This window comes from Pseudomonas sp. Snoq117.2, assembly GCF_900110545.1.
GTDB classification, from domain to species: domain Bacteria; phylum Pseudomonadota; class Gammaproteobacteria; order Pseudomonadales; family Pseudomonadaceae; genus Chryseomonas; species Chryseomonas benzopyrenica.
This window is the reverse complement of sequence record NZ_FOED01000005.1, coordinates 417,941-435,803: the sequence shown is the minus strand read 5'-3', so window position 1 is coordinate 435,803 and position 17,863 is coordinate 417,941. Positions and strand designations below refer to the sequence as shown.

General features: G+C 59.6%; 23 protein-coding genes. 17 read left to right on the top strand and 6 right to left on the bottom strand.

The genetic code is table 11. From position 1 onward, the window contains the following. The 11 genes from BMZ43_RS16065 to BMZ43_RS16020 all read left to right on the top strand — a co-directional run. Positions 1-454 (top strand): STY4534 family ICE replication protein (locus BMZ43_RS16065; RefSeq protein ID WP_093254880.1); only part of this gene is annotated, 454 nt, incomplete at its 5' end. 141 nt (positions 455-595) lie between these two features. Continuing rightward, positions 596-763: a hypothetical protein gene (locus BMZ43_RS26540; RefSeq protein ID WP_167497031.1), complete on the top strand. Its 168-nt coding sequence runs from the start codon at positions 596-598 to the stop codon at positions 761-763. 51 nt (positions 764-814) lie between these two features. Beyond that, entirely contained in the window at positions 815-1,039 is a 225-nt protein-coding gene (locus BMZ43_RS16060) for a hypothetical protein (protein ID WP_044340834.1), read from the top strand. Positions 1,040-1,155: 116 nt separating this feature from the next. Beyond that, positions 1,156-1,587, top strand: a complete 432-nt coding sequence (locus BMZ43_RS16055; RefSeq protein WP_044340835.1) for a hypothetical protein — start codon at positions 1,156-1,158, stop codon at positions 1,585-1,587. A 64-nt stretch (positions 1,588-1,651) separates the two neighbouring features. Next, the gene (locus tag BMZ43_RS16050; protein ID WP_044340836.1) at positions 1,652-2,206 is read left to right on the top strand and encodes a hypothetical protein; all 555 of its coding nucleotides are present in this window, start codon (positions 1,652-1,654) and stop codon (positions 2,204-2,206) included. Positions 2,207-2,286: 80 nt separating this feature from the next. Beyond that, positions 2,287-2,991: a DUF5983 family protein gene (locus BMZ43_RS16045; RefSeq protein ID WP_044340837.1), complete on the top strand. Its 705-nt coding sequence runs from the start codon at positions 2,287-2,289 to the stop codon at positions 2,989-2,991. A gap of 284 nt (positions 2,992-3,275) precedes the next feature. Continuing rightward, on the top strand, positions 3,276-3,908 hold the full coding sequence (locus BMZ43_RS16040) for a DUF3275 family protein (RefSeq protein WP_044340838.1): 633 nt from the start codon (positions 3,276-3,278) through the stop codon (positions 3,906-3,908). A gap of 76 nt (positions 3,909-3,984) precedes the next feature. Next, positions 3,985-4,350, top strand: coding sequence for a hypothetical protein (locus BMZ43_RS16035; protein WP_093254877.1), 366 nt, complete (start codon positions 3,985-3,987; stop codon positions 4,348-4,350). Positions 4,351-4,415: 65 nt separating this feature from the next. Further along, a complete protein-coding gene (locus BMZ43_RS16030; RefSeq protein ID WP_093254874.1) occupies positions 4,416-4,994 on the top strand; it encodes a hypothetical protein in 579 nt (192 codons plus the stop codon). Positions 4,995-5,066: 72 nt separating this feature from the next. Next, positions 5,067-6,515, top strand: coding sequence for a DUF6094 domain-containing protein (locus BMZ43_RS16025; protein WP_093254872.1), 1,449 nt, complete (start codon positions 5,067-5,069; stop codon positions 6,513-6,515). A 104-nt stretch (positions 6,516-6,619) separates the two neighbouring features. Next, positions 6,620-8,863, top strand: a complete 2,244-nt coding sequence (locus tag BMZ43_RS16020; protein ID WP_093254870.1) for a DEAD/DEAH box helicase — start codon at positions 6,620-6,622, stop codon at positions 8,861-8,863. A 30-nt stretch (positions 8,864-8,893) separates the two neighbouring features. Here the strand turns inward: BMZ43_RS16020 and BMZ43_RS26100 are convergent, their stop codons facing one another. The 5 genes from BMZ43_RS26100 to BMZ43_RS16000 form a co-directional block, all read right to left on the bottom strand. Beyond that, entirely contained in the window at positions 8,894-9,664 is a 771-nt protein-coding gene (locus tag BMZ43_RS26100; protein WP_143075267.1) for a hypothetical protein, read from the bottom strand. 18 nt (positions 9,665-9,682) lie between these two features. After that, on the bottom strand, positions 9,683-11,116 hold the full coding sequence (locus tag BMZ43_RS16015; protein WP_093254869.1) for an SMODS domain-containing nucleotidyltransferase: 1,434 nt from the start codon (positions 11,114-11,116) through the stop codon (positions 9,683-9,685). 91 nt (positions 11,117-11,207) lie between these two features. After that, positions 11,208-11,843: a recombinase family protein gene (locus BMZ43_RS16010; protein ID WP_093254867.1), complete on the bottom strand. Its 636-nt coding sequence runs from the start codon at positions 11,841-11,843 to the stop codon at positions 11,208-11,210. Between the two features lie 147 nt (positions 11,844-11,990). Next, positions 11,991-13,259, bottom strand: coding sequence for a Y-family DNA polymerase (locus BMZ43_RS16005; RefSeq protein WP_058788570.1), 1,269 nt, complete (start codon positions 13,257-13,259; stop codon positions 11,991-11,993). Further along, positions 13,252-13,686, bottom strand: a complete 435-nt coding sequence (locus BMZ43_RS16000) for a LexA family protein (RefSeq protein WP_042133106.1) — start codon at positions 13,684-13,686, stop codon at positions 13,252-13,254. Before BMZ43_RS16000 ends, BMZ43_RS16005 begins: the two co-directional genes overlap by 8 nt. 107 nt (positions 13,687-13,793) lie before the next feature. Between BMZ43_RS16000 and BMZ43_RS15995 the strand changes: the two genes are divergently transcribed. Then, a complete protein-coding gene (locus tag BMZ43_RS15995; RefSeq protein ID WP_081320763.1) occupies positions 13,794-14,006 on the top strand; it encodes a DUF7740 domain-containing protein in 213 nt (70 codons plus the stop codon). A gap of 59 nt (positions 14,007-14,065) precedes the next feature. Here BMZ43_RS15995 and BMZ43_RS15990 read toward each other — a convergent pair whose 3' ends face one another. Continuing rightward, positions 14,066-14,455, bottom strand: a complete 390-nt coding sequence (locus tag BMZ43_RS15990; protein WP_058788572.1) for a hypothetical protein — start codon at positions 14,453-14,455, stop codon at positions 14,066-14,068. Between the two features lie 501 nt (positions 14,456-14,956). Here BMZ43_RS15990 and BMZ43_RS15980 point away from each other — a divergent pair. From BMZ43_RS15980 to BMZ43_RS26095, 5 genes are read left to right on the top strand one after another with little or no spacing between them, the layout of a single operon-like run. Continuing rightward, positions 14,957-15,661 (top strand): hypothetical protein, encoded by a 705-nt coding sequence (locus tag BMZ43_RS15980; protein ID WP_058788574.1) that lies wholly within the window; start codon positions 14,957-14,959, stop codon positions 15,659-15,661. A 12-nt stretch (positions 15,662-15,673) separates the two neighbouring features. After that, on the top strand, positions 15,674-16,426 hold the full coding sequence (locus tag BMZ43_RS15975; protein WP_058788575.1) for a TIGR03759 family integrating conjugative element protein: 753 nt from the start codon (positions 15,674-15,676) through the stop codon (positions 16,424-16,426). Continuing rightward, positions 16,411-16,989: a transglycosylase SLT domain-containing protein gene (locus BMZ43_RS15970; protein WP_058788576.1), complete on the top strand. Its 579-nt coding sequence runs from the start codon at positions 16,411-16,413 to the stop codon at positions 16,987-16,989. The genes BMZ43_RS15975 and BMZ43_RS15970 overlap by 16 nt, the downstream gene beginning before the upstream one ends. Further along, positions 16,986-17,480 carry an integrating conjugative element protein gene (locus BMZ43_RS15965; RefSeq protein ID WP_058788577.1) on the top strand — a complete coding sequence of 165 codons (495 nt, stop codon included), beginning with the start codon at positions 16,986-16,988 and terminating at the stop codon, positions 17,478-17,480. The genes BMZ43_RS15970 and BMZ43_RS15965 overlap by 4 nt, the downstream gene beginning before the upstream one ends. A gap of 9 nt (positions 17,481-17,489) precedes the next feature. Beyond that, the gene (locus BMZ43_RS26095; RefSeq protein WP_143075266.1) at positions 17,490-17,861 is read left to right on the top strand and encodes a hypothetical protein; all 372 of its coding nucleotides are present in this window, start codon (positions 17,490-17,492) and stop codon (positions 17,859-17,861) included. The last annotated feature ends 2 nt before the right edge of the window (positions 17,862-17,863 follow it).

Genomic DNA, 17,863 nt, shown 5'->3' with positions numbered 1-17,863 from the left:
CGAAAGCCAATACTTCGACCTGCACACCACCGGTATCGGTTACCTCAACCGCATCCGCGAAGTGAAACCCAAAGGCAGAGGCGCCAAGCCGTTTTTGGCCGTCACCGTAGCAGCCCTGTGCGGCAGCAAAGAAGCGGTGGAATACCGCTACATCGACTGCAATGTCGTCGGCGCCGAAGCTGAAAAGCTGGTTCGTCGTTGCATTGAAGCCGTCAACGCTGAGAAGAAGGTCCTCGTGTCCTTCCGCATCGGTGATTGCTGGGCTGATCCCTTCACCTACTCTTCCGGACCGAAGCAGGGACAACACGGCGCAAGCCTGAAAGGTCGCCTCCTGTACATCGGCTGGATCAAAGTAGAAGGTGAGTTCGTCTACGAAGCCAAACCGCGCGACGCAGCCCCGGCTGAGCAGCAAGGTACGGATCAAGGGGATGACAGCGACCAATCGGCTGCTTGATTCACCCAGTTCTTCCAGGCGCCCACCGGGCGCCCCTGCTCTACCCAGGCTTTGCCACCTTTCTCTTCGCACACCCATCCGGGGGCACCATCCCCGGACCGGGGCATGGTGATCTCCATTAGCTGAATTTTGGAGCCCATCATGCAAGTCATCGCCACCATCAAGTCCGAGCTGCCCGCCCTGCCCATCGTTGCCGAAGTGTCCTATGACGACGCAACCGAAGAGCTGCTGAGCAGCGACCTGTTCTGCGACAACGCCTGGTTTCTGTTCGAGATGAACGCCACCAGCGCTGATCGCGTCCAGGCCTGACTGACCACACCCTATAGGCGCCCTCGGGCGCCTTTGTCTTTTGGAGGCCCTATGGCAACCGATACCGCACCTGCTCACAGCAAGTTCGATCACGACGACGCCGGCAACAACTACCCGTTACAGGTCCTGCAGTCCCGCCGCGGTTTCTACCTCGGTACCCTGGACGATGAAGGCCTGCCCTTTAGCCGTGAGTCGGCCGAATACTTCCGCAGCCATAAAGCTGCAGCAGACGCTCTTCATTCGGGAAAGTGGGCTCGGCATTCGCTGAGCATCTGACCACCTGAACACCACCCACCAGGGCTCTCTCCCTGGTGGGATATGGCCCTGACGCACCTAGGTATTTGCCAGCTAGCTATCGATTGCTATGCTGCAACCTCAACAGGATGTGAACCATGCCATATAACGTTGTGATCTCAGGATGCGTCGAGTGCGCGGTCGTCAGCCTGGAGGCTGCCGGTCAGGCCCTGACCTTCTACCGAGCACTAGGCCACAAGCCACGGTTGTTCTACTCGATGTCAATTGATCACCTCGGTGATGAGATTGATGACGCGGGCAAGACCCTGCGCGATTACACGTCGATGAGCGCGGCGGAGTTTACCGAGTACCTCAAGAGGTTTCGTCAGGTCCGATACGCCCGCGATCACGATCTCGACCGCCCCACCCTATCAGCGCCGCTTTTCAACGTGTTCGGGGCCTACAAGGGTCGTGAACGCTTCATAGCTGAGCTTCACTACCAGGACGGATCAGAGCAACCCTCTGACATTCGCGTCCATACCCATCTGCTGCGTGTCAGCCAGGGCCTCATGGCTCTCGAAGACCTGTAGCAACACCTGACCATTACCCAGAGGGGCTTACCCTCTGGGCAGCTCTTCGTCCGAGGAGCTGCACATGAACAATGATTCGACTTTCACCACTCAAGCTCTCACCGAACACTCCGTTCTGGTAGCCGTGCTGGCCGACCTGCAGCGTCAAGGTTGGCGCGCCACCGAGCTTTGGGATGGCGAGGAATGGGTTCCCATCCAGGCCAACTGGTCCGCGGACGAGATAGCCGAACACGCAGCAGAGACCGAGCTGTCTCGAGTGCGCTTCCTATCAGAAAGCCACACGGGTTACGAAGGCATGATGCTGCTGGTTTGGGGCAACAGTCCCATCGAGCTGATCGCCGACACGACCATGACCCATGGCTTCGCTGAGGCCGTCGAACGTGCTCAGCGGACGGTCTGGCCACACTACCCTGACGATGAAGCGGCCATCCGCTGGGCTTGCCCAAAATGCGGATCGGCTGATGTCTCGGCAGAAGGTGGCGTGGAACCCCCTCACCCTGTGACGGATTCTCTCGAGGATGGTGAGGCCGCCTGCAACGACACCTGCGAGATGACCTGCAACACCTGCCGGCATCAAGACAGCGCCATGTTCTTCGCTGACGATCTAGACCAGCTGTAACCCTTCTCAACCGAACGCAACCACTACACAACCCAGAGGGGCCGACCCTTTGGGCGGTTCCTCGTTTCGAGGAAACGCCCGTGACAACGCCTAACCCTTTCATCCGCGGTTACCAGGACCTGTACATCCGCCGCGAGCTGCTGATCACCTATGACGATCACTTCCAACCCTGCTACCGGCAGATACCCGATGGGCACAAAGATGCAGCCGACCAAGAGGTCGCAGGCCACTACTGCATCTTTAATGATACCCATGCTGTGGCTGTGGAGCCCGGTGACGTTACGGAAGACCAGCACGCCCTCTACCCAGCCAACGGGCAAATACGCGCCGTGGTCTACGCGGTTCGGGCTATGGAGAACGGCCAGGAGCTCCACCTCGGCGATACGGAAACGCTGGAACGGGCCCAAGGCCTGCTCAAGCGCATCCAGTTCGAGACGGGCTTCTACAGCCGATCCTTCGAGATCACTTCGGCGCATTTGCCGGATGACGAGTGGGACGAACTGCAGGACCTGGTGCAGCACGCCGATACCCACCAACTGATGTTCGAGTGCTTCACCCTGCCAGACAGCGATGCCGTCGGCTTTAAGCTGCACTGTACGCCCTGGACGGATGAGCATCTCGCTTATGCCTGCGCTAGTTCACTTTCGGACGTTGAAGCTGCTATGGATAGCCAAGGATTCATGCCCGAAACCATACGGGTGCTCGGTTTGGCAGGCCAGGCCGACGTCAGGATCCTGATCCTTGATCCAAATGGCTGCCTGCTCGAAGGCCTGCCTCAGTTCTAACCCCCCTATAAGGCGCCTTCGGGCGCCTTTCTTTTGCCTGAGCTATTGACCAGGTACGGCGTCGCTTTCAAAATTCATCCCACATGCCGCTGACGTTGTCAGCCATGCCCAGGTGGTCAGGATCTCAAGACCACAGCGCCCTGCGCTGATCCAACCCCAAGCTTGCCGAGCATCCGGTAGCGCAAGCGGTCGGCTCCGCCGATGGATGCACCTCTCACCGTTTTCTCCCACAGGGTACCCATCCCCTGTCGGGCATGGCGTGCCCCCTACTCACGAGGACCGCCATGATCAAGATCCCCGGCCATCTGGCCATCCGCACCATCCAGGGACGCAACGGCGCCTTCAACGTCGGCCGGCTCTCTACCTCTATCGGCGAATTCGTCATCAAGGACGCTGTGCTCGAGCAACACGTCGAGGGCAAGTACCGCGGCGAGTTCGTCATTACCGAGATCCGTGCCTCGTCCTACAGTACCGGCGGCCGCCTGGTCATCGAGATTCGCGCGCGCCTGGACAGCATGGTGCTCGAGGACCTCGACACCCTGACGGCCTACGACAACGCGCAGATCGATGCGCAGTCGCCGGATCCGCTCGATGAGGAGCAACCTGTCGCGGCACCTGCGCCAAAGGCTCGACCCCAACCCTCTCGTTCTGCCAGGCCCGCTAGCGCTTCGGTCGCGCCTGCAGACGACAACACCCCCTTCGGGATGCCGGCATCACCTGCCTCTACTCAGCTGATACCTGAGCCGGATGTCGATGATGCTGACCAGGAGCTCTTCGGTACGGTCTGGCCACTTGGCGAGACCGTGCGGCTGGACTCTACGGTCGACCGGCAGCGCCTCCGGCAGCAATGCCAGCGGCTGGGCCAGCTGGGCTACACCATGGACTTCAAGTCGCAGGCCTGGAACCGCGCGGCCTGACCTCACCCTTCACAACCACACCCGGCTGGGACCTCTCCCAGCGGGAAGGCCTGGCCATCACTTAAGGACCTTCCATATGGGCTGGCTGTTTTCTCACCCCACGCGCGATGCGCTGATCTCCGAACTGATCGCCAATGGCGAAACCGACAACTGCACCCGTACGGTCATCGATCATCACCTGGTCGACAATGTGCTGTGGCAGGTCGTGAAGCTGGTCCCCAAGCGCGACGGTATCTTTCCCGGCGTCGCCGCCGGCGAGGCTTGCGTCTTGATCGGTTGCGACCTACTGGACGTTCACGGTGGTCAATGGGGCCATAAGTCCCTGGACGAAAGCTCGGGCCCCTTCTACTGGAGTTGCCCGATGCACTTTCTGCCCGGGGCCACCCACGGCATCAACCCCGAATGGCGCGAAGGCGTCCGGCGATACCACGCGGCGCGCTGAGCGCCTTCTCTCACCCACCTCGGGGCAACCGCCCCTTGGCGCGTTGCCTCCCTCAGGAGCTGACGATGCCCCTCTACCCTATCGATGAGTGCCCCGATCTGCTGGTGGACGCCTGCGTCTGCGATGAAGAGCGGCGGCTGATCTTTCTCTCGGCCTGGGGCCGCGACACCGCCGTCCAGGAGTTTCTGGCCAGGCTCACCCTGGGACGCAGCGAAGGCGGCCTCGAGCAATTCCACCTGGTCCAGAGCGGCCGCAGCCTGCCGGTCTTTCCGGACGCCGAGCGCCTGGAGAAACGCACGACCCGCCAGCTGCGCGGCACCCTGTTTGGCAGCCTGCTTCACGTCTGGCTGTTCGACGGGCGCTGCGCGGTACCGGATCGCGCCAATCATCTGGCCTACGCCTTGGTGCGCGACAACATCGATCCCCTGGCCAGCCTCTGGCCGCTGGTGGTCGACACTTGCCCACTCCCGCTCCTGCCGCACTGGCAGGGACCGGTCATGGAGCTGCTCCTGCAGGAGCAGATGCTCGAGCGCCTACCCGGCGCCCTGGGCGACCTGGCCGGCTGGAGACTCCGACTCAAGCTCGACGAGCTGCAGTACCACCTTGGCAAGCGCATCCGCGCGGGTCAGCTCACCACCTCCTGATCGGGCCGCTTGCGGCCCTCACTCATTAACGTTTTTAACGTTCTTTAACTCTAACTAACGGGAGCTTTACCTATGGCCCTGATGTTTCCGCGCCTGGCGCGCAACTTCGCCAAGAACGGCTATTACCCCACCGATGAGGTCACCCTCGAACGTACCCTGCAGGCCCTGAGCCCTGCCTCCACCGGCACCATGCGGATCCTCGATCCGTGCGCCGGCGAAGGCGTGGCTCTGGCGGAAGCGGCTCATACCCTCGGACGTGAGCGCGTCCAGGCTTGCGCTGTGGAGTACGACCGGGAGCGCGCCGAGCACGCCCGCAGCCTGCTCGATCGCGTCCTGCAGGGCGACCTGATGGACACCATCGTCACGCGGCAGGCCTTTGGGCTGCTCTGGCTCAACCCACCCTATGGCGACCTGGTCGCCGACCACAGCGGCGCCACCCAGTACCAGGGCAGCAGCCGCCGGCGACTGGAGAAGTTGTTCTATCAGCGCTCGCTACCGCTGCTGCAGTACGGTGGCACCCTAGTGCTGATCGTGCCGCACTACGTCCTGGACGATGAGCTGTGTGGCTGGCTCTGCAATCACTTCACAGGCCTGCGAATCCACACGGCTGCGGATCCGACCTTCAAGCAGGTGGTGATCTTCGGCATCCGGATCCGCCGGCAGGACCTGGCGAGACCCGCTGACGTCAAGGCAACCCGAGAGCGCTTACGTGCGATCGGTAGCGGTGAGACCTCGGCCGAACAGCTACCAGAGGTATGGCTCGGTGAACCCTATGGTGTGCCGGCCGCCGTCACGGAGCTGGAGCACTTCTACCGCGTTACCCTGGAGCCCGAGCAGCTCGCTCTGGAGACAGGTCGACTGGGCGGACTCTGGAGCGACTTCACCCTGCACTTTGGCCAGGCTGGCCAAGTACCACGACCACCGGTCAAGGCGCTGTCGCAATGGCACCTAGCCCTGGCTCTTGCAGCCGGAGCGATCTCGGGCGTGGTCACCTCTCCCAATGGGCGCGTCCTGGTGCTCAAGGGCGACACCTACAAGGAGAAGGTCAGCCGCACCGAGTTCACCGAGGATGAGGACGGCAACGTCCTGGAGTCGCGGATCCTGACCGACCGTTTCGTGCCCGTGATCCGGGCCTGGGACATGACACCAGGATCTCAGACGCTGGGACAGGTTCTGACCATTACGTCGGCGCCGGCGACCGAGCCACCCGCACCGGCAGCACCTGAACCGCTCCGGCTACCGGCCGGACGCTTCGACCCTGGTCGGATCGTCATGACGGCAGCCGTAAGCGACCTGGTGGAGCGTGGTGAGCTCAATCCCGTGACCTACCTGCGGCGTCACCTGCAGGCGGACTGGGGCGAGCTTGACCAAGAGGACAAGCACAGTAACGACCAGGCTCTGCGCCTGGGCAATCGGCTGTTCTCCAGCTACGACACCCCGATGTCCGATGAGCCCCGGCTCTGGATCATCACCGAAGCCGATCGCAGCGTGACCACACTGCTGTTGCCCTCCGACTACTAACCAACACCGCCCGCTGGCGGAACCGTTCTATCACCTCAACCCCTTGGGTACGCCGATACCCGTCCGGGGTCGGTCGTGCCCGTTTCTCATCCCAGGAGATCCACATGACCGACCTCAACGCAGGCCAACCGGCCCTGCTCACCACCGTCAGCCTGACCGACTTCATCGCCGAGTTCGGCGAGGGTCTGCTCGACTCCCTCAACCGCTCCAACCCACCCGTCTATGCCGGCGCCGCTCACACCGGACGCCAGGCCGTGATGGCAGGTCTCAAACGCACACCCTTCCCGGCGCAAGCCGATGTCGTCCAGGCGATTGCCGCGCTGCTGCTCGACCGCGGCGAACAGGCGGGCATCATCAACGCCGAGATGGGGACCGGAAAGACCATGATGGCCATCGCCGTGGCAGCTGTACTTCACGCCGAGGGCTATCGCCGCACCCTGGTCGTCTCGCCACCCCACCTGGTCTACAAGTGGCGGCGCGAGATCCTCGAAACTGTCCCGGGCGCGCGCGTCTGGGTACTCAACGGGCCGGACACCCTGGTGAAGCTGCTCAAGCTCCGCCAGGCCCTGGGCGAGCCGTACGATGGCCGTCAGGAGTTCTTCATCCTGGGCCGCGTACGGATGAGGATGGGCTTCCACTGGCGGCTGGCGTGCGGTACGCGCCGCGCCGCCGGCGGAAGACGATTGGCTTGCTGTACAGACTGTGGTCGCGTGCTCGAGGACGAGGAAGGCAACTACCTCACCCTGGAGGACTTCCAGCGCGAGGAGCGGCGCCGGCAGTGCCCGAAGTGCAAGGCGCCCCTCTGGACGCTGATGCGCCCGGGCAAGGCCGCCGGCGGTGACAGGCGCAGCGTGATCCTCAAGTCGATGTGCCGCATACCGACCATTGGCCCCATCCGGGCCGAGAAGTTGGTGGCGGACTTCGGCGAAGAGTTTCTCGCCACGATGCTGGCTGACAACGTCCATGAGTTCATCAACCTGATGGACGCCAAGGGCAACTTCGTCTTCAGTGACCGCCAGGCCAAGCGCATGGAGCGGGCGATGGCCAACCTGGAATTCGGCTTCGGCGAAGGCGGCTACCAGCCGACCGAGTTCATCAAGCGCTACCTCCCGGACGGCTACTTCGACCTGCTGGTGGTGGACGAGGGACACGAGTACAAGAACAGCGGCTCGGCCCAGGGCCAGGCCATGGGAGTGCTGGCAGCAAAAGCGCGCAAGACGCTGCTGCTGACGGGCACGCTCATGGGCGGCTACGCCGACGACCTGTTCTACCTCCTGTTCCGGATCCTCTCCCGGCGCATGATCGAGGACGGCTACCGGCCGAACGCGCGCGGCAGCATGGCCCCTGCGGCCATGTCGTTCATGCGCGACCACGGCGTGCTCAAGGACATCTACACCGAGCGCGACAGCCAATCGCACAAGACGGCCCGGGGCAAGAAGCTCTCGGTACGGACGGTGAAGGCCCCAGGCTTCGGCCCCAAAGGCATCCACCGCTTCGTGCTGCCCTTTACCGTGTTTCTCAAGCTCAAGGACATCGGCGGCAATGTGCTGCCGGCGTACCAGGAGGAGTTCGTAGACATCCCGATGGAGGCGCACCAGGACGCGGCCTATCGGCAGCTGGCTGGCAAACTGACCGCGGAGCTTCGCCAGGCCCTGGCACGGCGAGACACCACGCTACTCGGGGTGGTGCTCAACGTGCTGCTGGCTTGGCCGGACTGCTGTTTCCGGCCGGAGGTGGTGAAACACCCTCGGACCCGGGACACCTTGGCCAGGGTCGACGCGATCTTTGACGAAGACCAGGCCAGCCCCAAGGAGGAGGCGCTGATCGAGCTTTGCCGTCAGGAGAAGGCGCTGGGCCGCAAGGTGCTGGCCTACACCGTCTACAGCGGCACCCGGGACACGACCAGTCGGCTCAAGCGGTTGCTCGAGCAAGCCGGCCTGAAGGTGGCGGTACTGCGTGCTTCGGTGGACACGGCCCGGCGCGAGGATTGGATCCTCGACCAGGTCGACCGCGGCGTCGACGTGCTGGTCACCAACCCGGAGCTGGTGAAGACCGGTCTAGATCTCTTGGATTTCCCGACCATCGTCTTCCTGCAGACGGGCTACAACGTCTACACCCTGCAGCAGGCAGCGCGCCGGTCGTGGCGGATCGGTCAGAAGCAGGCGGTACGGGTGCTCTTCTTCGGCTATGCCGGCAGCTCGCAGATCACCTGCCTGCAGCTGATGGCCAAGAAGATCGCGGTGGCTCAGAGCACGTCGGGAGACGTTCCAGAGTCAGGGCTCGATGCGTTGAACCAGGATGGTGATTCGGTCGAAATGGCATTGGCAAGGCAACTTGTCAGCGGCTGACAATAGCCCCTCTTCGGAGGGGCTCTTTTTTCACAGGTCTATTTTTAATTTCTGCCTTATTGAATCCCAATCAGCACTCAGCTTTGGGTTGACCTTGTTAAAGACTCTAGATGACAACTGTATAGAAGCACTAGTTTTAGAGGTCTCATAAAACACGAGATTCTCTACCACTGCGCAATGGAATCGCTTTCCCGTCACGCCATTAAAAAATAACCGATAAGTTTGCTCATAGGTTTTTTCAAATCTTGCTTTTAGCCATATCAGCCTTATAAATTTTGCAAAAACCTGCTCTGCAAAAATTACTTGAGACGCGACTAGTATTATCCCATAGTCAACGTTTCTTGTGAGGGCAATTGCAAGCCAAGCCAAAAAATATATCGCATACCTTACGGACATACCCTTTAGCATTTTAGAAGCAATTTCTTTGCTAAAAAGACTATTCTCTAACAGCTGGGCCCCCATCCTCTCGCTAGCGGTCCTTGCATTGTTGTTGTAGTATGCTTCAGATTGATCCGAAATTACATCCATCTGATATGCGTGACCCAAGAAGTCTTTAATTCTCTCGTCTTCAGCCCTAGGAAAATAGTACAACTTAACCGCTAACCCACTCACAAAAACAGCAGCGACTGCGAGGACGAACGAAACATTGACGACCGCGTACAAAATAGGAAAGTCAGCCTTATCGACATAGAGACATACTATGGATAAAACGGCACTCAAAAAGAAAGCAACATCTGAAAGGCGACTCGCATTTTCTAGCGGAATATAGTACTTTATGTTTACAGGATCTGACTTTGACATAACTACCTCACAGACCTACTAATTAACCACTACATAAAATACTTCACTACGCCCGTAAACAGAATCGTCACTCTTCCTGATTACATACGCCTCAACCATGTGGACCCCGTGATATTTTAGATACTCCCTTCTCACGCCGTGGGTATCCGATGGATAAAACTGGCCTCGCATACACTTTGCCTCATGAGCGGCAGCATCAGTATTTGTGATCCGCCACTTTACCGAATACTCTTTAGGAAAAGGCAAGCTATTTAAATTCAAGGCACTAAATTCAAGCCAAGCCCCTGGATGCAATGGCGTTAAACTTTGAACTTCGGCCTGCCGCGCACCATATTCACCATCAGCCCTATTTGCCTTTACTCGAACATTCACAGGAGCATTTCCTGCATTACGCCACTTCGGCCTCTCCATATGAGGAAGTTTCGTAAAATTTTCCGGAAGAGCGCGGCGACCCAAGGCTATAACCGCAGACACCATATCACTCCATGAACCTGCCGACTCAAACGCTGCGACTACTACGGGCTTAATACGAGCAGCCTTTTCTACCACCTCAGCCTTAGCAAATTCATCTCCAAAAACTCGACGCCACTTCGCTATACTTTCATCTTTATCTTGCTCGTCATATGCCTCATCGATCCAGCCGCGGTATCGATTGATCACATTTCTAAAGTTTGAATACTTTGTTTGATCCCAACACTTACTTTGAACCTCACCCCAAAGCACAGGATTGTGGATCTCAGGAAGAAAGTAATTACTTTGAAGCCAGTCATCTAACCTGCCAACCACCTCCTTTAGTGCGGACGGTACGTCAGAGAATTTAGGACTTGATTTATCTCCATTTTGAATACGCTCACCCAGCATCGTAGTGAGTAGAAAAGAAGGGCATGTAAAGGTGGTCTTTATATCGCGGAGATACTTGAGTAACCGCGTCACTTTTCTCAAATTATTCAGTGAAGACTCCGAGTTTTTATTGATCAACCAATCTGTATAATCGCCCGGTCTAGACTCTTCGAACTCGTTACTATTTCTATTGCAAACCTCATAGAAATCACTATAAGTACGTTCCTTGATGCATGGTGCAATGTCTATCTTTCGCTCACCGGCATACTCAATAGTGATACAGTGTGAGGATTTCCTCACTTTATCTGAGTACGCAGCACTTGTACGGAAAACCTCGTACAGGGAATTTATATATTGTTTAGGCTCCCACTCATCCACTGGATCCACATACACTAGCAAATCCGCATCAAATGAAGCGTCTTCAACAGGCTTGATGATGGTCTTATGAGCCCACGATCCGTGAGAAGCATATCGAATGATTTTTGGCTCCCAGCTAGAGCCTGATAGAAACCGCTGAACAGCCCCTATACTACTTTCAAGCTGATTAAACCTGGTCTGATTTAGATTAACCGTATCTTGCAAAAAATCATTAAACTGCGAAACTAACTTCATGACTACATCCTTGCAAAAAAATGCGGCGAGATTAATTATCGACTTCTAGTTAATCAGCTAAAACCCTGTGATACGAGAATCGCATCATCACCTATGCTTGACCAATTGCACCTTTGTCTACCATTCGCTTTACGTTCATCACCGTACTCGGTGAGCAGCCAAGCAGGTGAGCAATTTTTCGTACTGAATACGGGCCACCAAGCATGTCGCGAATCTTCTGGTGAAGAACCTGATTGGGTGCCTTCCCGCGATACAAGCCTGCGACCTTAGCCTTCTCTATGCCCTGCTTTTGCACATGCCTGCGGCGTTCATAATCCTTCCGTGCAAACGCGGCCATTACGTCGAGCAGCATGTTGGTCATGGCGCTCTGCATCCACGCCAACATCGGGTCGCCTTCGATTGGTTTGAGCGCAGCCCAGGTCATGGGCATGTCTGCTGCCACAATGCGCAAGCCCGCGCCGTCGATCTGAGCCCGGAGCTGCTTCCAGTCGTCGTGCTCGTGTCGGCTCAGCCGGTCAACAGCTTCACAAAGCAACACCTCACCTCCCTGTGCCTCGCTTATCAGCCTCTGCAGCTCAGGACGTCCGACCGTGGTCCCTGATTCGTTCTCAACATAGAACGTAGTGATCTTCGCATCGTGACCCAAAGCGAATGCCTTGAGCTGCTCCCTCGCTCGGTTGGCATCCTGCTCCTTAGTCGATGCTCGCAAATAGGCACGAATGATCATTTCGGCGTCCGTTTGTATGGTTTTAGTGTGTGGTTTTGATCGCGTGCCATTTTAGTGCTGATTACCCACCCTAAACCATACGGAACGGCATGCATACTAGTGTGTGGCTTAGGGACTACCCTAAATGCACACCGCAATCGCGCGTTCTTAGATCGTCCAGACCTGGTCGACCCTGGTAGTGAACCCCTGGCTGAGCAACTCGCGTCGCATGCTCCATCCTGGTGCTTCGCGGATCCGCGCTGCGCGCAAGGTGCCACGGCCGTACTTTCGGTTCACCGCATCCAGGGTGGCCATCAGCTGGTCAGCAATAGCAGGCTGCGCAGGCGTGAAGAGGTCACCGGTGATCTCGCCGCGCTGGCAGATTTCGGCCAACAGAATCTCGGCCTTGGAGTATGCGTACCCTTCCCGGAAGATCCGGGCCAGCCCGAACTGGGCGTACTGGATCAGCACTCGGGTGTCATCAGTGGGATAGGGCAGCTGTAGGGTCACGCTATTGGCATAGCGGGGTTGCTCGGGATTGAACATGCCGGTCTGAATGCCGACACGAAGGATCTGACACAGGGAGTTCTGAGCCCTGAGCTTTTCTGCCGCTCGCGAGGTGTAGCTGGCCACCGCCTCAGCCAGAGCAGAAAGCTGATACTGACGGGCGCCAAACATCCGGCTGCTGCAGATCATCTGCTTTGGCGGCTCGACCTCTTCGAGGTCGAGACACCGCACCCCCCTGAGCTCCCGAGCAGTCTTCTCCAGGACGACGCTAAATTGCTTGCGCAATGACCAGGCATCGTAATGGGCGAGATCCCAAGCCGTCTGGATACCCATGGCTTCGAGCTTGACCTTCAGCCGGCGGCCGACGCCCCAGACCTCGTCGACCGGCAGCTTTCGCAGTACCTTGTCTCGTAGCTCTGGATCGCGGAGATCTACTACTCCACCGGTGCGATCGATCCAGCGCTTGGCCGCATGATTGGCGAGCTTGGCCAGCGTCTTCGTATTAGCGATTCCAACGCCGACCGGAATCCGTGTCCACTGAAAGACCTTGTCCTTGATCGCTCGGCCCACGTCGATCAGCGGCTCCGGTATACCGGTCAGATCAGCAAAGCACTCGTCGATGCTATAGATCTCGTACGCGGGTACCAGGCTGCCGATCGTCCGCATCACCCGGTCACTGACGTCACCATAGAGCGCGTAATTGGAACTGAATGCCTGAACGCCATGCTGACGCGCAAACTCCCGCAGCTGGAACCATGGCGCCCCCATCTTGATCCCGAGCTGCTTGGCTTCGGCGCTACGCGCGATGACACATCCATCGTTGTTGCTAAGCACGACCACCGGCACCCCGTTAAGGTCCGGCCTGAACACTCGCTCGCAGCTGCAGTAAAAGCTGTTGCAATCAATGAGGGCATAGACCTGGTCAGGCATGACCGAGGCGCCGCAGGCAATCGGTAGCGATGCCCCAGACCTCGAATTCGTCTTCTTCCCGCACAGGGATCGGTTTGTAGTGGCGATTGGCCGAGTGCAGCTCGTACTGGCCGCTGGCATTTCTCTGCAACGTCTTGATCAACGGCTCGCGGTTGAGCGCCGCCACCACAACATCACCTGGCACCGCTTCACGTGCCCGCGTGATGATCAGCAAGTCATTCGGGAAGATGCCGAGGCCCATCATGCTGTCCCCGGTAGCGCGGACGATGTAGGTGTGTGGAGCCTTGATGTTCAGTAGGTCATCGAGCGAGATGACCGACTCGAGGTGGTCCTGCGCAGGCGATGGGAACCCGCAGGGGACACGGAAGAGGAAGACTGGTAGGGCCGTTTCAGACGGAGCCAGATTGGCAACAAATTCGATAGACATGGCAAAGCGAGCCTCCTTTCGTCAGACTGTGTATTTATACAGTTAGCAAAGGAATCGCTATGCTGTCCATCTGACGTCACTCGTCGCCGACGACTGGAGATTTATACATGCCCAAGCCTACTCAGCGTGATCTGACCTACTGCACGCTGGCTCTGCTGCTGACGGTACGAATTCACGGGACTGAAAGTGCCGTCCGCGATACGGCACGGCGCTGTGTAAAGCTGCTTCCTAAGCGGCAGCGCGACCTGATGCTGAACGTCGTTCAGGCTCAGTATCCCTTGGATCTGGTCCGCCATATCGCCCGAAACCTGGATGTATAACGTGGTCGTTCCGACTGCACAGGATTTTTCTGTCCAGATAGCTTCCAACCCCGGATCAGCTAGGTCCTATCAAGCAGCTCCAGCAGCTCTTGCGCAGAGTTGCACTGAGGTGAAAGCAGAACTTGGCGCACCTTCTCATATGCGCGGGCGGCTTGCTCATAGGGCAGGTGACTCTCGTCGTAGTGCCAGCCCGCTGCTGCCAGAGCTGCGCACTTCAACTTGCGTGCTGCACCCCATCCCTTCCAGCCTTCCCAGCTGGGCTGTGATCTGATGGCGCCTACGCCCCGTCCAAGCTTTTCTAAGAAGCCGGCGTTGGCTTTCGCTTCAGCCTCAGCTAGCTCTGCGAGCGCACGTTCCACGTATATATAGCTCGGGATAGGCCCTTCAATTCGATACATCTCAGTGGCCGTGATCGGCTCAATATCACGAAGCTCGTCTTTAAATCGCATTGCTCTAGATCCCGCATAAAGAGGTGAAGGCATCTCGATAGCAACGGGGGACGAATCAGATTCCGTCGAAGCTAGCGATCCCTACCCGGAAGGGCTTCCATTCATTCTCCGGCGTACCAGCTAGGCAGATCGCCACGGTCACCTGTTGTCCAGCCTGCGGATCGGCCGGCTTCAAAGCCACATGACGATAGACTGTGAAATCGGGTCTAAACATCGTAGAGCTCTGGCTCCGATGGTATTCCCAGATCCCATACCCATTCGAGGTACTCACCTGGCGCTCCAGGTTAATAACCCTCCCCGTTTCCAGCCGAATCACCAGCATCCTGATCGTCCCTTTGTGAAAGCCAACAGCATAACCTGACTGCTTCGCTCAGCCGGCCGAAGGCCGACCTATGGCCAGATCAAGCCCAAAACCTAACCTCCTAAGACCTGGATAAGGTTTGCTGCTGACCCCCTTCCGCGCTTCTGCGACCGTGCACGGCATCCTGTGCGAGGTCCCCTATGAAGCGCCCTTCCCTCTCCCAAACGCTCGCTGCCATCGGCTTTGCCGCCTTGTCGGGCGCGTTCCTTTATCTCTACGTTGAGCTGTCCCACGTCAATCGTGACCTGAACGCGACGGCAGACCAGAACACGGTCCAGGCCATCACCCAGCGTCTGGACAAGATGCAGGACCAGATGGATGGCTTCGCCGGCGGTAAGCCTGTCCAGGACGCTGATTTCCGGGCCAGTCAGCAAGCGCTGTCTCAACGGATCGACACCGCCCAGGCCATGCTGGTGGAGATCCAGCGTGCCAATCAGACCGCGCTGCAGGGCATGGCCCAGGCGGGCGACCTGGTCGTGCTCGAGGCGAAGATCGAAGGCCTGCAAAACGACCTTGGCGACCTGCGCCGAAAAGCTGTGGAGCCTGCCAAGGCACCGCCCCCGCTGATCGTTCCCAAGCAGCGCAGCGCTCCGGCAATCGCGCGCAAGCCTGAGCCACCAAAGCCGATCGACACCCCTCCCCCCTTCACCGTCGTGGGCATCGAGTACCGCGGTGGCGAGCGTTTCCTCTCCGTCGCACCGCCCGGCAGCACTCAACTCAGCGAGCTCTACCTGGTGCGCCCAGGGGACAACGTAGGCGGCACCCGCTGGCGGCTGGCCAATCTCGACGACCGCCAGGCGCAGTTCAGCGTCGACGGCGCGACCCGCACCCTTTCCGTCAAATAGTAGAGGCAACTCATGCGCCCACAGTCCCTTCTCCTTCCGGCGAGCCTTGCGATCGCCCTGATCCTGCTCTCGCCGTCCGCACCGGCACTCACCGCCGACCTTGTCGCCCCCCAAGTCTTCTCCGGCGAAACGGGTAGCGCTGAGCGCCAAAGTACGGTCCAGCGTAATGACAGTGCCGTCGCCCAGGAATGGGGTCTGAGCAGCCAGGAATTTCAACGCTACCGCACCCTGATGCAGGGCAGTCGTGGCGTCTACTCGCCCGGTCTGGATCCACTTACCGCCTTGGGTATCGAGGCCCAGTCCGATGCTGAGCGGCGCCGGTACGCCGAGCTGCAGGTCCGCGCCGAGGCGCAGCGAGTGCAGAAGGAGCTGGCCTACGATCAGGCCTACCGCGATGCCTGGAATCGCCTCTACCCGAACCTGCAGCCGGTGCAGGCCGGCGGCCAGACGGCGCCCCAGGCAAGCCCAGCCGTACGCGGCAACGGACGGCTCGCCGTGTTCGTGACCGATAGCTGCGCCGCCTGCACCGAGCGGGTTCAGGCGCTGCAGAGCGCTGGCCAGGCCTTCGACCTCTACTTGATCGGCAGTCAGAACGACGATGCCCGGATCCGCCGCTGGGCCGTGCTCGCCGGCATAGATCCGGCCAAGGTGCGTACGCGGCAGATCACCCTCAACCATGACGCTGGCCGCTGGGTCCAGTTGGGCCTCGGCGGCGAGCTGCCGGCGGCTGTCCGCGAGGTGAACGGGCAATGGCTCAGGCAATGATCAAGGCGCTCGGCGCCGGCGTGATTCTGCAGGCGCTCGCAGCCGGCGCACTTGCGACCGAGACCCCGCCACCGGCCTATCAACTGGCTGCCTACCAAGCCGGTATCCCTTCCGAAGTCCTGTACTCGGTTGCCCTGCAGGAAAGTGGTACCCGCCTACGTGGCCAAGGCACGCAGCTGGTGCCCTGGCCCTGGACCCTTAACGTAGCCGGCGCCGGCTATCGCTTCGCCACCCGAGCCGACGCTTGTACCGCGCTGCTGGTCGCGCTCAACACCGCCGGCGCCAAGCGGGTCGACGTTGGCATCGCCCAGGTCAACATGGGCTGGAACGGGCATCGCTTCGGCCGCGGCGTCTCGCCCTGCGAAGCACTCAACCCCTACAAAAATCTGGAAGTCGCGGCCCGGATGCTCGCTGAGCTGCGTGCACAGGGCGGCGACTGGATCAACGTCGCCGGCCGCTACCACCGGCCTGCCGGCGGCGCGCCTGCTGCCAAGTACCGCGAGCTCTTCGCCAAACACCTAAGCCGGGTCACCGGCCTGAATCTACTGGCCTCGAATCCATGAAACGCATTTTCTCGCTCCTCGCCCTGACGCTTCCGCTGGCAGTCCAGGCCGCCAGTCTCACCGTGGTCGAAGACCGCGGCGGCGTCTCCGCCTTGCCCTACTACCAGGGACTCAATCCTGAGCCTGCACCCGCGCAGCGTCAGGCACCGTTGCCACAGCCCAGCATGGCGCAAGGCTTCCCGGTGCGATCGCCGCGGCTGACGCCCGGTACCGTCCAGGGCCGTGCACTTAACGCACCCGGTCTGCAGCCCTTTTTTCTGGTGGGTGACGACGAGCTATCCCGTCGGTGGCTGGCCAGCCGCGGCGAGACGCTCCGGCGCCTGGGCGCCGTCGGCCTGGCCGTCAACGTCGCCAGCGCCGAACGCCTGGGAGTGATCCGCAGTTGGACCGGCGGCCTGACCGTCAGCCCTGTCATTGGTGATGACCTGGCCAGCCGCCTGGGGCTCGCCCACTACCCCGTACTCATCACCCCCACTGCCCTTGAGCAATAGGAGGTCCCAGTGCCCAAGTCTCAGATTCCATGCCCAGCTGCTGCTAGTGCCATTAAACAAGGTGCGCATGAGGTAGGCCCACCTCAGGACGAAGACGTCGGTCATCACGTCACCTTCGGCCCAACACGATCGGGGGCTTCGTTCTATCTGACTATGGTCATTCGTTTACCTGACCATGAAAAAGCACGCGCTGCCCTGGCCGGTGACGTCGAGGTTCTGGTCGATCTCCATGGCGGCGAGATCACCGGACGCTCAATGGATGATGAGATAACCCTCTGTGAGCGCTTCGAAGCGGCACTTCCACCCGGTGAAGCCGAGGCGATCCGCAGGGACCATGCCGCTGGACTGCACTTGCCAGGCGCTGACGAGCAGGAGCGCTAGCC